At 57.1% G+C, this 14,561-nt stretch carries 15 protein-coding genes; 10 read left to right on the forward strand and 5 right to left on the reverse strand.

Going from position 1 to position 14,561, the window contains the following annotated elements:
- Nucleotides 1-73: 73 nt before the first annotated feature.
- The 9 genes from pheS (at nucleotide 74) to ispF (ending at nucleotide 7,698) form a co-directional block, all read left to right on the forward strand.
- Nucleotides 74-1,069, forward strand: a complete 996-nt coding sequence (pheS, locus tag G482_RS0105300) for a phenylalanine--tRNA ligase subunit alpha (RefSeq protein WP_028449169.1) — start codon at nucleotides 74-76, stop codon at nucleotides 1,067-1,069.
- A 10-nt stretch (nucleotides 1,070-1,079) separates the two neighbouring features.
- Nucleotides 1,080-3,434, forward strand: a complete 2,355-nt coding sequence (gene pheT, locus G482_RS0105305) for a phenylalanine--tRNA ligase subunit beta (protein WP_028449170.1) — start codon at nucleotides 1,080-1,082, stop codon at nucleotides 3,432-3,434.
- Nucleotides 3,434-3,772: an integration host factor subunit alpha gene (locus tag G482_RS0105310; RefSeq protein ID WP_034618993.1), complete on the forward strand. Its 339-nt coding sequence runs from the start codon at nucleotides 3,434-3,436 to the stop codon at nucleotides 3,770-3,772. Before pheT ends, G482_RS0105310 begins: the two co-directional genes overlap by 1 nt.
- The gene (locus G482_RS0105315; protein ID WP_051258748.1) at nucleotides 3,738-4,106 is read left to right on the forward strand and encodes a MerR family transcriptional regulator; all 369 of its coding nucleotides are present in this window, start codon (nucleotides 3,738-3,740) and stop codon (nucleotides 4,104-4,106) included. Before G482_RS0105310 ends, G482_RS0105315 begins: the two co-directional genes overlap by 35 nt.
- Nucleotides 4,107-4,212: 106 nt before the next feature.
- Nucleotides 4,213-4,956, forward strand: coding sequence for a DNA polymerase III subunit epsilon (dnaQ, locus tag G482_RS0105320; protein WP_028449173.1), 744 nt, complete (start codon nucleotides 4,213-4,215; stop codon nucleotides 4,954-4,956).
- A 12-nt stretch (nucleotides 4,957-4,968) separates the two neighbouring features.
- Nucleotides 4,969-5,793: a hypothetical protein gene (locus G482_RS0105325; RefSeq protein WP_028449174.1), complete on the forward strand. Its 825-nt coding sequence runs from the start codon at nucleotides 4,969-4,971 to the stop codon at nucleotides 5,791-5,793.
- A gap of 167 nt (nucleotides 5,794-5,960) precedes the next feature.
- Nucleotides 5,961-6,656 (forward strand): 2-C-methyl-D-erythritol 4-phosphate cytidylyltransferase, encoded by a 696-nt coding sequence (gene ispD / locus G482_RS0105330; protein ID WP_034618995.1) that lies wholly within the window; start codon nucleotides 5,961-5,963, stop codon nucleotides 6,654-6,656.
- A gap of 39 nt (nucleotides 6,657-6,695) precedes the next feature.
- Complete coding sequence (locus G482_RS0105335) at nucleotides 6,696-7,145, forward strand: hypothetical protein (protein ID WP_028449176.1); 450 nt, start codon at nucleotides 6,696-6,698, stop codon at nucleotides 7,143-7,145.
- Nucleotides 7,146-7,206: 61 nt separating this feature from the next.
- On the forward strand, nucleotides 7,207-7,698 hold the full coding sequence (gene ispF, locus G482_RS0105340; RefSeq protein WP_034618996.1) for a 2-C-methyl-D-erythritol 2,4-cyclodiphosphate synthase: 492 nt from the start codon (nucleotides 7,207-7,209) through the stop codon (nucleotides 7,696-7,698).
- A 60-nt stretch (nucleotides 7,699-7,758) separates the two neighbouring features.
- Here the strand turns inward: ispF and G482_RS20470 are convergent, their stop codons facing one another.
- A complete protein-coding gene (locus tag G482_RS20470; protein WP_028449178.1) occupies nucleotides 7,759-8,349 on the reverse strand; it encodes a PEP-CTERM sorting domain-containing protein in 591 nt (196 codons plus the stop codon).
- 195 nt (nucleotides 8,350-8,544) lie between these two features.
- Nucleotides 8,545-10,704: a S8 family peptidase gene (locus tag G482_RS19445; protein WP_051258749.1), complete on the reverse strand. Its 2,160-nt coding sequence runs from the start codon at nucleotides 10,702-10,704 to the stop codon at nucleotides 8,545-8,547.
- 213 nt (nucleotides 10,705-10,917) lie between these two features.
- On the opposite strand from G482_RS19445, the gene G482_RS0105355 reads away from it, so the two are divergent.
- Nucleotides 10,918-11,676, forward strand: coding sequence for a hypothetical protein (locus G482_RS0105355; protein ID WP_028449179.1), 759 nt, complete (start codon nucleotides 10,918-10,920; stop codon nucleotides 11,674-11,676).
- Here G482_RS0105355 and G482_RS0105360 read toward each other — a convergent pair.
- The 3 genes from G482_RS0105360 to G482_RS0105370 form a co-directional block, all read right to left on the reverse strand.
- Nucleotides 11,673-13,088 carry an alpha/beta hydrolase gene (locus tag G482_RS0105360; RefSeq protein ID WP_028449180.1) on the reverse strand — a complete coding sequence of 472 codons (1,416 nt, stop codon included), beginning with the start codon at nucleotides 13,086-13,088 and terminating at the stop codon, nucleotides 11,673-11,675. The genes G482_RS0105355 and G482_RS0105360 overlap by 4 nt on opposite strands.
- Before the next feature lie 137 nt (nucleotides 13,089-13,225).
- On the reverse strand, nucleotides 13,226-13,969 hold the full coding sequence (locus G482_RS0105365) for a UDP-2,3-diacylglucosamine diphosphatase (RefSeq protein WP_051258750.1): 744 nt from the start codon (nucleotides 13,967-13,969) through the stop codon (nucleotides 13,226-13,228).
- Nucleotides 13,970-14,024: 55 nt separating this feature from the next.
- Nucleotides 14,025-14,528, reverse strand: coding sequence for a peptidylprolyl isomerase (locus tag G482_RS0105370; protein WP_028449182.1), 504 nt, complete (start codon nucleotides 14,526-14,528; stop codon nucleotides 14,025-14,027).
- Between the last annotated feature and the right edge of the window lie 33 nt (nucleotides 14,529-14,561).

Below are 14,561 nucleotides of genomic sequence, written 5' to 3' on the forward strand. Positions count from 1 at the left end.
TGGCAACGCGGCTGCCTTTGTAGCCGTATTGCTTCAACAATTTCCATTCACCATCAAGATCGGGCGCAAAACCATGGTTGCGAACGTGCAAACGTTACTCGATGCCGGTCTGGCCGCTCTCGCAGCGACCAATGACCCGGTAGAGCTAGAAAATGTCAAAGCCCAATACATCGGTAAACAGGGCGAAATTTCCCAATTAATGAAGCAGCTGGCGAGCTTGTCCCCCGAAGAGAAGAAAACCTTCGGCGCGACAGTGAACCAGGCCAAGCAAGCCTTTGAGGCCGCTTTAACGGCCAAGCGTGATGCCATTGCCGCGCAAAAGCTGGCGGCACAGCTCGCAGCCGAGGCGCTGGATATCACCCAACCTGGGCGAGGTCACGCCACAGGTGGCCTGCATCCGGTCACACTGGTGCAGCAGCGGATTGAAACGCTGTTTGCCAGCATGGGCTTTGCCGTGGCGGATGGCCCGGAAATCGAAAACGATTTTCATAATTTTGAAGCGCTGAATATCCCGAAAAATCACCCTGCGCGGGCGATGCAGGATACGTTCTACGTCGAAAACGCTGGCGAGCCGCTCGTGCTGCGCACTCATACTTCGCCGATCCAGGTGCGTTACATGCTGGATAACCAGCCACCAATCAAAATCGTGGCGCCAGGTCGTGTATTCCGCGTTGATTCAGATGCCACTCACTCGCCGATGTTCCACCAAATGGAAGGCCTGTGGGTTGATGAAAATGTTTCGTTTGCGGATCTCAAATCGGTGATTGTCGACTTCCTGCGCCGCTTCTTTGAGCGTGATGATCTGGAAGTGCGTTTCCGTCCGTCTTTCTTCCCGTTTACTGAGCCATCGGCCGAAATCGACGTGAAATGGTCGAAAGGCTGGATGGAAGTGGGCGGCTGCGGCATGGTGCACCCCAATGTGCTGAAAAACGTAAATATCGATCCGGAAAAATACACCGGTTTCGCGTTTGGGATTGGCCTGGACCGCTTTGCGATGCTGTATTACGGCGTGAATGATCTGCGCTTGTTCTTCGAGAACGACCTGTCATTCCTGTCCCAATTCAAATGAGCCGTGCAAAATGAAATTCTCTGAACTGTGGTTACGCAGCTGGGTGAACCCAGCTATCAACTCGGATGAATTGTCGCACTTGCTGACAATGGCCGGGCTGGAAGTAGAAGAAAACGAGCCTGCCGCACCGGAATTTACCTCGGTGGTCATCGCCGAAGTGCTGTCGGTGACTAAGCACCCTGATGCTGATCGACTGAATGTGTGTTCGGTTAATGTTGGCGAAGCCGAGCCGTTGCAGATTGTCTGCGGTGCGCCCAATGTGGCCGCCGGCCTGAAAGTGCCGTGTGCCCGGGTAGGTGCAGTGCTGCCAGGCGACTTTAAAATCAAGCAAGCCAAAGTCCGTGGCATCGAATCATCGGGCATGTTGTGCTCAGGCGATGAGCTGGGTATGCCATCCGATGTAGATGGCCTGCTGATTTTGCCGGCCGATGCGCCAGTGGGTACTCCTTTGCGCGATTATCTGACGCTGGATGATCGCCTGATGACCCTCAAGCTCACGCCTAATCGTTGCGATTGTTTGTCAATCCGCGGCCTGGCCCGCGAAGTGGCGGCGCTAACCAAAGCGCCTCTGCACGCGGTCGATACGCCGGCGGTGGCGGTAACGAGCACGCTACAGCGCCAAGTGAAACTCGATGCGGGTGATGCCTGCCCCCGGTATGCTGGTCGAGTGATTGCTGGCGTTAATCAAGCGGCGCATACCCCCGATTGGATGAAGCAGCGCCTCGAGCGTTGCGGTGTGCGTCCGATTTCTGCGATTGTCGACGTCACCAACTATGTGCTGCTCGAGCTTGGGCAGCCGATGCATGCCTTTGATCTGGCCAAGCTGGAAGGCGACATTCAGGTGCGCTTCGCCAAAGCGGGCGAGCAGATCAAGCTGCTGAACGACAAAGAATTGGCTCTCACCGACGATCTCTTGGTGATCGCCGATGAGGCAAAACCCGTGGCCTTGGCCGGGATTATGGGCGGTGCGGACACCAGCGTAGAAGCCGGTTGTACCGATATTTTCCTTGAGTCGGCCTTCTTTGCGCCCAATGTGATCGCCGGTAAAGGCCGTCGCTTTGGTTTCTCGTCGGATTCGAGCCATCGCTTTGAGCGTGGTGTGGATTTTGGCTATGTGCGGGAAGCGCTGGAGCGCGCCACGGCCTTGATTATTGATATTTGCGGTGGCGCTGCCGGCCCGATTACCGAGGCCTTGGCAGAATTGCCAGCGCGCCCAGCTGTGGCCTTGCGCGTATCCCGCGTGGCCAAAGTTTTGGGCGTCCAGCTACCAGCGGCGGAAATCTTAGATTTGTTGCTGGGGCTGGGCCTGCGTAGCAGCTTGGCTGGCGATGTGATCACCGTAACGCCACCATCGTATCGCTTTGATATCGAAATCGAAGAAGACCTGATCGAAGAAGTAGCACGGGTTTACGGTTACGATCGGATTCCGGTGGCGGCATCTAACGCCAAAATGGCGATGTTGCCGCAAGCAGGGCATCTGCGTAGTAAACACAGCCTGAAGCAAATTTTAGCTGGCCGTGGTTACCAAGAGGCAATCAATTACGCCTTTGTGGAAGCGCAGTGGGAAGCCGATTTTGCTGCCAATGCCGCGCCGATCAAGCTGATTAACCCCATCGCGAGCCAAATGAGCGTGATGCGCTCAACGCTGCTGGGTGGGCTGATTGCCGGCCTGCAACACAATATCAATCGCAAGCAAGACCGCGTGCGCCTGTTTGAGCTGGCCCGCGTGTTCAATGGCCTGGCCGCCGACACTCAACCGGAAAAAATCGCCGCCCTGGCATGGGGCGGGCGCTTTGCTGAGCAGTGGGGCGCGGGCAAAGAGCGGGTTGATTTCTTTGACGTAAAAGCCGACGTGGAAGCGCTGCTGGCGCCGCGTGTGGCCGAATTCCGCCGCGCCAATCATCCTGCCCTGCACCCAGGCCGCAGTGCCGAAGTGGTGCTGAACGGGCAGGTGATCGGCGTGCTGGGCGAATTGCATCCACAGTGGGTCCAGCAATACAGCCTGGTGCATGCGCCGGTGGTGTTTGAGCTGGATGTGGCCGCGCTCACACAAGTCGATAAATTAAAAGCCAGCGCAGTGTCTAAATTCCAGCCCGTGCGCCGTGATTTGGCCCTGCTGATGGATGAAGCCGTAACGGTGGCGGAGCTGAAAGCAGCTTTTGCCAGCGCCAAGCAAGCCATCGTGGCGGAAGTGGAAGTCTTTGACGTTTATCGCGGCAAAGGCTTGCCAGAAGGGAAAAAGAGCCTTGCATTCAAAGTGTTATTGCAAGATACTCACAAAACTTTAACTGATGAAGAAGTCGATGCTGCCATGACAGCATTGCTGAAGAAGGCAGAGAAATGCGGCGCGATCTTGAGAACATAATGCAATACGAAGCCCCTACCCTCACGCTGACCAAGGCCGATCTGGCCGATATGCTGTTTGACAAAGTAGGTTTGAACAAACGGGAAGCCAAAGACATGGTCGAGGCTTTTTTCGATGAAATCCGCAATGCCCTCGCGGAAGGTGATTCGGTGAAATTGTCGGGTTTTGGCAATTTCCAGCTACGTGAAAAACCGCAGCGCCCGGGTCGCAATCCAAAAACCGGGGAAGAGATTCCGATTTCAGCCCGTCGCGTGGTGACCTTCCACGCCAGCCAGAAACTCAAAGGAATGGTTGAAGTTCACTATGCAAAACTCCAGCAGCGTTATTCCAACCAGTGATTTGCCGCCGATTCCAGCCAAACGCTACTTCACCATCGGTGAAGTCAGCGATTTGTGCGGGGTGAAGCCGCATGTACTGCGCTACTGGGAGCAGGAGTTTACCCAGCTTAAGCCGGTGAAACGGCGCGGCAACCGCCGCTATTACCAGCATCATGAAGTCTTGCTGGTGCGGCGGATTCGGTCGCTGCTGTATGAGCAGGGCTTTACCATCAGCGGGGCACGTAATCAGCTGGGCACTTTACTCAGCGAGGCCGACCACGCGGGCAATGGCGAGATTTCTCTCACCGAAATCCGCCACGAAATCGAAGACCTGCTGGCCTGGCTGGAAGATTAAACGGCCAGCTTACCCTAGAGGCCAATGCCGCGGCATTGGCCTTTTTCTTGGCCGAACCACCCGCGCAAGCAGGTAAAATAACGGCAACCTACACGCAGAGAACAGCATGCGGCAGATTTTTCTCGATACTGAAACCACCGGTTTGCGGGTGGAAGATGGCAACCGGATTCTAGAAATCGCAGCGGTTGAAATGATCGATCGCAAGCTCTCGCCCGCCGAGCGGCATTTGCATCGCTATATCAACCCGGAACGTGATTCGGAAGAGGGCGCGCTGAATGTTCACGGCTTAAGCACCGAATTTTTGCGCGATAAGCCCAAATTCGAGCAGATCGTCGATGAATTTCTGGCCTTTGTCACCGATGCCGAGCTGATTATTCATAACGCCCCGTTTGACGTGGGCTACCTGAATATGGAGCTGGGCCGCTTGGGCCGCGGCAAGATTCAAGATTACGTCGACAAGATTACCGACACGCTGGCCATGGCCAAAGACTTGTGGCCGGGCAAACGCAATAGCCTTGATGCCCTCTGCGATCGCTACGAAGTCGATCGCTCGGGGCGGACTTTGCACGGCGCGCTGATCGACTGCGAGCTCTTGGCCGAAGTGTATATGGCGATGACCCGCGGGCAAGATAGCCTGCTGATCGACTTTGCCCCCAGTGTGGAAGAGGCCGCCAGTAACGCCGCCCGCCGTAGCGCCCGCGCGCCGCTCAAATTGGCCAGCGTTAGTGCCGAAGATCTGGCCGCCCATCAGGCCTATTTGGCTGAACTCGATAAAATCGTCAAAGGTGATTGCCTGTGGCGTACCTATGATCCGCTGCCGCCTGCAAGCGATGCAGGTGAGGCGGCCTAAATGAGCGTTTGCATGAATACCACCGAACTCAAAGCCGCCGCGCAGCAAGCGTGGGAAGACGACGATCTGGCCCAAGCCGAGCAGCATTTTCTGGCGGCGCTGGCCATCGACGAGCAGGACGCCGGCACGCATTATGAGCTGGCCCTGCTGTATAAAAACATGGAGCCCAGTAATTGGGCCAAAGCCCAGCAGCACAACGCCCGTGCGCTGGCCCTGAACCCCAGCGACGAAGCCGCCGCCTGGAATCTCGGCCTCGCCGCCACCGCCAACCGCGATTGGGCCACGGCCGCCGCCGCCTGGACCGCCTTTGGCGAGCCCGCCACGGCCGAGCAACTGGTGCAAGCGCAGCCCGGCGCCGAAATCGCCATTCGCATCCGGCTGGATAAACAGCAGGAAGTCATCTTCGCCCATCGCCTCGACCCTGCCCGTGCGCTGGTTACCGGTATTCCGCTGCCCGATCTGGGCATCGGTCATGGCGATATCCTGTTGCTCGATGCCGTACCGCGCGGTGTGCGAGAGAAAAACGGCATCAGCTATCCGGTATATGAAGTGCTTGAACGTTGGCAAGCAGGTACCCCTGCCACGTATGTGCTGGAAGCCGAAGTACCTGATGAGGCTGCGCAAGATACCCTCTTTAAGCTCGCGGCTGAGCATCAGCTGCCTGTGGCGGACTTTGATTTCAATGTCGCCAGCGAAGCCCCGAAATGGCTGGTGGTGCGCCAATACGGCGTCGCCGCCGATGAAGATCAGCCCGTGGCCGATCTGATCGCTGCATGGCTCACTACGCGTAGCGATGTGATTATTCGCGATGTGTACGTGGCGTATCCGGAAGAGTAAAACCGAGGCTACGCAGGCCGGATTTGGTGTTTGCCAAATTTGGCCTATTCAAGCTCAACCACAGCCGCATGCCTGTATTGACTGCGGGTCTTCGGTTTTAGGGAGCTTTGCTTTAGCCTACTTGCTCGCCTAGGCGGGCTCAATTGACGAATGTGTTGCCATCCACGATGAAAAAAATTGCCTTGGTGCCCGCCGCCGGTAGCGGCAGCCGCATGGCCAGCGCCACACCGAAACAATACCTTGATCTACTAGGCCAGCCGTTGATCGCGTACACGCTGCGCGCGCTGCTTGGCGCGGCGCAGATTGATCAGGTCGTCGTCGTGATTTCGCCTGAAGACGAATGGTGGGGCAGCTATGATTGGGCGGCTTTGCTCGGCAGTCTAGAGCGCCTGCAGGTGTTGCGCGTTGGTGGCGCGAGCCGCGCCGAGTCGGTGTTGAATGGCTTGGCTGCAATCGATGCTGCCGATGGGAGCTGGGTGCTGGTGCACGACGCAGCGCGGCCTTGCCTGACCAGCGCGCAGGTGGATAGCATGATTACCCAGCTAGAGTATGATCCGGTAGGCGGCATCCTGGCTGTGCCAGTGGCTGATACCCTGAAGATTGCAGCGGCAGAACAACGCATTGCGCGCACCACACCACGCGATGGCCTGTGGCAAGCGCAAACCCCACAGATGTTCCGGCACGGTGAATTACTGGCCGCGCTGCAAGACGCCTTACCCGGTCACGTGACAGAGATCACTGACGAAGCCAGCGCCCTCGAACGCCTTGGTAAATCACCCAAGCTAATTATGGGTAGCCCGTGGAATTTGAAAGTGACTTATCCGCAGGATTTAGAATTGGCGAGTTTATTGTTGCAGCGCTAAAGCCTTCATCTCATTTCGTTCTTAATCTGGAGCACAACCATGTTGCGTCGTAGTTTATGCTTGGCCGTATTTTTACTTGCCCCAACCCTGAGCTGGGCGGGTGCTTATGCCGATGATTTGCAGCGCTGCATGGTGAATTCAACCACTGCTGCAGATAAAAATGCCTTGGTGAAGTGGATGTTCGTCGAGTTTGCTGAGCATCCAAGTTTGGCTGAGTTTCGCGTCGTCGAGGCTGCGACAAAAGTGCAGATCGAGAAAAACATGGCCGTAATATTGCAACGCTTATTAGTCGATCAATGTGCCAAGCAGGCTCGAGCCGCAATGCAAAATGAGGGCATGCTGGGTTACACCAGCGCTTTTCGCGCACTGGGCGAGGCGGCAGGCATGAGCCTGATGCAAGATCCTAAGGTGTCCAAAGCGATGCAAAGTTTTGTGCAGTATGTTGATTTGGCTAAAGTACAGGCGGCCTTACAGGCGCCGACTGAGTAAGCAGAGCCAAACAGCTCGCGTCGCTCGTTCGGCAATCGCAAATTAATGAGGATGACGTTTGATGGCATTACCATTTCGCATCGGCCAAGGCTGGGATGTTCACCGTATGGTGCTGGAGCGCCCGTTAATACTTGGCGGTGTGCATATACCCTATGAAAAAGGCCTGCTTGGCCATTCCGATGCCGATGCCTTGTTGCACGCGATTACCGATGCGGTGCTGGGGGGCGCGGGCTTGGGCGATATTGGCCGGCATTTTCCTGATACCGCGCTGGAATTCAAAGGCGCAGATAGCCGCGTCTTACTGCGCGAGGCGGTGCGCCGGGTGCACGAGGCCGGCTGGCAAGTGGGGAATGTGGATGCCTCTATCCTGATTCAGCAGCCGAAAATGGCGCCGCATATCCCGGCCATGGTGGCGAATATTGCCGCTGATTTGGGCATCGAAGCCGCCTGCGTCAATGTCAAAGCCAAAACCTACGAAAAGCTCGGCCCAGTCGGGCAGGGCGAGGCGGTTGAGGCTCAGGCGGTGGCTTTACTATTACCCATAGTGCCTTAAGCCACAGACTTTGGGGCAAATACAAAAGCCCGGTTATGCCGGGCTTTTGCGTGCGGGGATTTAACCGCGTTGCTTGCGTCGTGCCATCGCTAAGCTAAGTAGGCCAAGCCCCATCAGTGCATAAGTTTCAGGTTCTGGTACTGGAGCTACGCCTTGTAATTGCACTGCGTCAATTTCTTCCCAGGCATTAAGATTGTGGTTGGTATTGACATGAATTTTCAGTGCATGGGTCAGAAAGCTGGTTGCTTGCCAGCTGGTACGAAAATCGACTACCTGACCGGGCTGACTAGTGTCGATACCCTGCCAAACGGTATGCAATTGGCCCTGGGCATCTAGGGCGTCGATTTGCGTTACGAAACCGTTACCATAGGTCTCCCTGATCAGGGCGCCAACAGAGTGCACGGGATTTGCAAAGGCAAGGGTAATAAACTCCATGCCGTTGTTTTTGTTAAGGGTTGCCCAAGCCGTGCCAATATCGCCATAGCTATTGGTATTGGGCGCACCTAGTGCCTGGGCCGCTGACCAGTTATTAGTGCCGTACTGCGAGCTGAAGCCAACAACTTGTGTGGCCCATTGTTCTACAACGGTGGCTTGAGCTGGGCTGCTGATTAGCAAGGTGGCTGCGATAGCGCTCAACAGTGGTTTGATCATATGCAAATCTCGAATTCGATGACAGAAATTCGCAGAGCATATGACAAATATTACATTTTTAGCAAGGTTTGTTTGGGGTGGGTGTAACTGTGGTCATAGTTCGACCATGACACCCAAAACAAACGCCCGAGGCAAGCTCGGGCGCAAAGTGGGTGTTGATCTTGTTGTTATGGGGAATGCGCGCTTCCCTCTGGCTTAGAAGCGATGGTTCAGACGTAGACCCACTTCGGTACGATCGCCATCCTGATTGTCGGCATTGTGGCGATACACAGCGTTAAAGCGCACGCGGGTGTATTTATCCATTTTCCGGCTGTAGCCGAATTCCAGATCCGTTTCGGTGGCGGGCGATTGCAGATCGACCGCATAGCGTTGATGGCTGATCGCGCCGGTTTCCATATCCACAATCGGTAGTTGCAGATTCATTTGCCCTGACAGCACACGTAGCGGCTGGCTCACGGCAAAGCCCAGCGCATCGTGCTCGTGCAGCAGCGCTTGCTGATACCAGCCCAGGCTCCAGCCGGCCGTGGTGGTTTGGCTATCGCCCACCAGCCCTTGGCCAGCGCTACGGGTGTTACCAAGATTAAATTGCGCCATCAGCTGGCTTTTCGCGCTCAGCGGCAATAGGCCGGTGACAGTGGTATAGAGCGTGCTGCTGCGATCAAAATCCAGCGCGCCAGTTTGCGTGCCGCTGGCACCAAGCAGGCTACCTTGCTCGATCAGTTGGCCCACGCCGAGTTTGATTTCACCAGCACCGAGTTTCTGGCTAAATTCGGCGGCCCAGCCGTTTTGTTGCAGCTGATTGCGCAGTGGCTGATTCGGGTCGGCGGCCAGATCGGTGCTATTGAGCAAGGCAAAGCGGATTTGCTGATTAGCATTGAATTGATAACCCAAGCCCATATAGCTCAGCGCTTGTTCGTTCAGATTAAAGTAGGGGTTGCTAAAGCGAGTGGTGAGCGGTAGCTCGCCCAGCTCGGCGCCGATGCCCATGAAATGCTCGATCATGCCTTGGTTACCGGTGGCGATGGTGGTGCGGTCATCCAGCTTGTGAATCAGATTGTAGCTACCCACCACGGTATTGCCTTCGCGCTCGGTCAGGCTGTATTGCAGCCGGGTATTGGGCGTGCGCTGCTCTAGCATGCCAAGCTGGCGATCCATCTGACTGAACATTTCGTTTAAACCGCCGCTGCTGCGCTGGCTGGTGAGGCTGCCCATATCGTAGCTGTAGGCGCGGCCAAAATCGTCGGTGGCAGTGAGCGCTACGCCACCAAAGACTTTGCTTTGCACCAGTTTATTGGTGCTCAGGGCCAGCGGAGCCAATGCATAATAGCCGGCGTTGTACACGGCGACTTTTGGTGCGCCAACGGGTTGCAAAGCCCGCTCGGCATTCACTAGCCCCCAGCCATACACCACATCAGGGGTGCCGGCGGCTGAGGTGCCGAGTTTATCGGCAGTTTTGAAAATGATGCTGGCGACTTGGTTGGCGCTCAGATACATCCAGCGGCTATAGATATCCGCAGCCAGGCCGGTAACCACCGGGGCGGCCATCGACGTGCCCGACATATAGGCATAGCGGTTGGCGGTGTAGGTGGAGGCGATATTTACCCCCGGCGCCACGACATAAAAGTAACGGGTGTCGCCCGCGCGATTGGAAAAGCTGGCGATTTGATTATTGCTATCGACCGCGCCAACCACAATCATTTGCCCTTTGGCCCAGGCTTCTTTGGCGTAGCGGGCCGGCCACTCGGGGTTGGCGAGGCCGCTGTTGCCAGCCGCGACGACCACGAGTTTACCGGCGTTCACAACTTGTTGGATTCCGCTAGCGCCAAAAGGCCCTGGTGCACCTAGGCTAAGGTTCAGTACTTTGGCCGATGATTTGGCCGCAAAATTCATCCCGGCATTAAAGCTGGCTTCGCTGCCCGAGCCGGCGGCATTGAGCACCTTAATCGGGATCAGTTTTACATCGGGCGCGCCACCCACCACCATGCTGCCGTCGGCAGCCGCGCCAATAATGCCGGCCACATGGGTGCCATGACCATGATCATCCATGGCGGTACGGGTGGGGGCGAAGGCGTTATAGCCGGCCAGCAGCCGCCCACGAAATTCCACATGATTGAGATCGATGCCGGTATCCACGACCGCCACATTCACGCCAGCCCCGCGCGCGCCCATCAGATAGGCGGCGTTGAGCTTAATTTTGGATTGCCACCAGTTGTAACTGTTGCGCAGTTCGCTGGGCAGGGTTTTGTTGCTTGAGATATCCTGAATCTGTACATCCAGTTCGGGCAGATTTTCTTCGGCGTGGGCAAAGCCGGTGCAGAGGATGAGGAGCAATAGAGGGCGGCGCAGAACGGGCATGGGATCGACTCCTGTGCAGTGCGTTTTCAATATTAGCGATTGCTAATCTATGCCTGCACTATGCCAATGGCAAATGCTTCCTGACAGCCGGTCTTTCTTTCTTACAGATTCAGCTGCAGGTAGTTTTACCCCGCGCTCAAGCGTGATGGGTTTGTATTAAATTGGGGTATATCTATGAATTCATTATCAAAAATAGCTTTGGCAGCAATACTTATGGTGGGTATGCTGCTGGTGCAGGCGCAAAGCCTGCTGACCTACCCGCCACGTCATCAGTTGGCCACCGATCTGGCGCCGCAGCTCCAAGCCGTGCTGCCACAGGCCATCGTGCGGGCGTTTAATGGCCAGCTGATTATCAGCGCGGCGGATGAAGCCACGCTAACGCAGGCGCGGCAATTACTGCAGGCACTGGATCAGCGCAGCAAAATGCTGCGCATCAGCGTGCGCCAGAGCGAGCTGAGTGCCACCCGCCAATGGCAGGTGGGGGTGGATGGCGTCTTGCGCTGGCCGGGCGAGAGCGAGCTGAGTTTGAATGCCAATGCCGAGCAAAACCGCCAGCAGCGCAATCTGGCGCAAACCCTTAGTGTGGTCGAGGGTGGTGAGGCGATGATTAGCCTTGGGCTGCAGCGCTTTATCCCGCAGCTGACTTTTCGCTATCGCCCCGGCTATCAGGTGCAAAGTTATGGCGGGCAATGGCAAAGCGTAGATAACGGCTTTTATGCGCAAGCAAACACGCTGGGCGAGCGGGTGCGGGTGCGTTTGCACCCATATAGCGCGACCATTGGCCGCGATGGCGTGGTGCAACAGCAGCAAGCTTATAGCGAGGTGGAAGGGCGTTTGGGTGAATGGCTGCCGGTGGGGGAAACCCGGCAGGAGGCCAGCTCCGACCGGCGGCGGATTAATGGCGTTGATCAGCAGGAAACCCAGGCTAGCTACGTGATCTGGCTGAAGGTCGAAGTCGCCAGTGCGAATTAATGGCGGGCCAGAAAATCGAGCACGGCGGCTTCCTGCACGGCGTAAAACGGATTATGCCGCAGCCGCAAGAGCTGATTGCCATGCACTTTGAGTACGCCGCGCTCACCCTGTAACAGCTGCACCAGATATTGCCCGCTTTGCAGCTGTGCCGCATCGGGTATCCCGACCACCGGATCATTCGGCGCAAAAGGCAGCGCCACATGCGAGAGGGCATACAGCTGCGCGGGCCAGCTAACATTCAAAGGCGTGCGGCTTACCGGCCCCGTGCCCTGCCGGCTTTCCCGCCACAGCTGCTGCGCGGTGGGGACGCTGCGATTGCTGATTAACACGCGCTGATAGGGTTTGGCACTGGGGTGGTCAAACCAATTGAGCGCCCATTGCGCGCGGGGCAGATTCAGCAAGGGCTGAAACGGCTGATAACGGTTGAGATCATACACCCACAGCTGATGCGGCCCGGCGGGCAGCCGTTCAAACAAAATACTAGCCACGGGCGCAGCCAGCACGGTGTCATCTACGCTCGTTAGATAGGCCTGTGTGGGCGGCCAGCCTTGTAAATCTTGCCCCGCCAGCCCGCTTTGCACCCGGCGGGTTAGCTCATCAATCTGCACGGCGGCGTTAAAAGGAAACGAGTTGTACTTGTAGGGGTCGTATTCGGGCGCCAGCTCGCTCCAGGCGGCGGCGCCAATGCCACTCAGTGGAGCCAGCAGGCGGGCATATTTGGCGTAGCCCGCGCTTTGCGTGACCGCAAGTGCCGGGGAGATTAAGGTCAGGCTGGCGATCGGGGGTAGCGCTTCGCCACCGAGCCGGGCCAGTTGATATTCACAGCCCAGCGTGGCGCCAGTGGAATAGCCGATGTAATCAATCCGGCTATGCCGCCGCGCCAGATCGCGCATGGCCAGGCGCACTGCTGCGGCGGCATCTTGCCAGCGCAAGCGAGTCAGCGCCCCGGGTACGGTGCCATGCCCAGGCAGACGCAGCCCCACCACGGTATACCCGCGCGCCTGCAAACTCAGCCCCAGCGCGCGCAGGCTAAACGGTGAATCGGACAAACCATGCACCAGCAAGGCCGCCGGCCCGCCGGGGCGGCCGGGCAAGATAAAGGTGCGATTCCAGTTGTGCTGATAATCCAGCGGATTACTGATACTGCCGCGCACATAGCGGCTAATGGCGCCCGGCTGCGGTGCTAGCTCGGCATGCTGGCGGATTTCGGCTAGCAGTTGCTGTTCTTGTTGCTGATACTCGGCCAGGGTATCAATGGCCGAGTCTTGTTTGTATTCGTGTTCTGGCACATACGTATGCCAAGGCTGCAAATCCGGCAGCTGATATAGCCACCAGCCCAGCCCGCCCAGCAAAGGCAGGCAAATACCGAGGGCGAGATAAGTCAAACGCAGAAACAGGGCGCGACGCAGCATGGCAGGGCGGAGGTAAAGTAAAAACGCATCATACGATAGCCTTGCGCTAGCCGACAGCTTCGCCGTAGCCGCGGCGCGCAACTGCCACAGCGCCAGCGTAGGTTGGGCTTAAGGCGTGCGTGCTGAGTGCAGAGGGATTAATCCGCCAGCGGCCACGGCGCGCCAGTGAGGGTATGCAGGCTGGCGCGACCCGCTTCCCAGCGTAAATAGCCGCCTGCGCCGGCATGCCAGTCGGGCAAGACCCAGCGAGTTCCTGCGGGGTATGTGTGTCGGGCCGGCTTGTGGGTGTGGCCGTGGATCATTACCCGGGTGGTGTATGCCTGTAGGGCGGCTGTAATCGCGGCCGGGTTGACATCCATGATGTCGGCGCTTTTCACCCGATTCATCTGCTGTGAGCGGGCACGCAGCTTCGCCGCCTGCTGATCACGCCAGCGCCGCGGCGTATGTAGCCACAGCCATTGCACCAGCCGGTTGCGCGCCAGACGGCGATAGCGTTGGTAGGCGACATCATCGGTGCAATAGGCATCGCCGTGCGCAAGCAAAATGCGCTCGCCATCCAGCTCAATCAGGGTTGGGTCGGGCAATATCTGTGCGCCACTGGCTGCGGTAAAGCGCGGGCCGGGCAGAAAATCGCGATTGCCGGGCATGAAATACACCGCCACGCCGTTTGCAACCAAAGCCCGCAAATCTGCGGCAATTGCCGCATCAAATGGATCGCTGAGCTGATCGTCGCCCAGCCAGTATTCAAACAGATCGCCCAGGATATACAGCGCTGCAGCCTGCGTGGCGGTGGTACGCAAAAAGGTTTGCCAGGCCGCAACGGTGGCCGGGTCGGCGGGGCTGAGGTGCAGATCGGAGATAAACAGCGTGGGGTGGGTCATGGCGGTGGGCAATGAAAAAGCGCGGCGAACCGCGCTTGGAACAGGCTTGGTAAGCTTAAGCCAGCACTTCGGCTTTCAGGATCACCACGTCTTCTTTAGGTACATCTTGGTGGAAGCCATTGCTGCCGGTTTTCACTTTTTCGATCGCATCCACGATGTCTTGGCCTTCGGTCACCACGCCAAACACGGCATAGCCCCAGCCTTGGGCGGTTTTGCTGCGGAAATTCAGAAAATCGTTGTCAGCAGCATTGATAAAGAATTGCGCAGTGGCTGAATGCGGATCTGGAGTGCGCGCCATGGCGATGGTGTAGATCTCGTTTTTAAGGCCGTTGTCGGCTTCGTTTTGAATGCTGGCGCGTTTGTCTTTTTTCTCTTTCATGCCTGGCTCAAAACCGCCGCCTTGAATCATGAAACCTTCGATCACGCGGTGAAAAATGGTGCCATCGTAATGGCCGTCAGTCACGTAATGCAGAAAGTTTTCGACGGTGATTGGCGCTTTTTCTGCGTTCAGCTCCAGTACGATGTCACCTTTGCTGGTCGTCAGTTTTACTTTGCTCATCAGATTACTCCTTGGTCGATGTCGAACCGCAAT

The sequence above is a fragment of the Chitinibacter tainanensis DSM 15459 genome (genome assembly GCF_000429785.1).
Classification (GTDB): Bacteria; Pseudomonadota; Gammaproteobacteria; order Burkholderiales; family Chitinibacteraceae; genus Chitinibacter; species Chitinibacter tainanensis.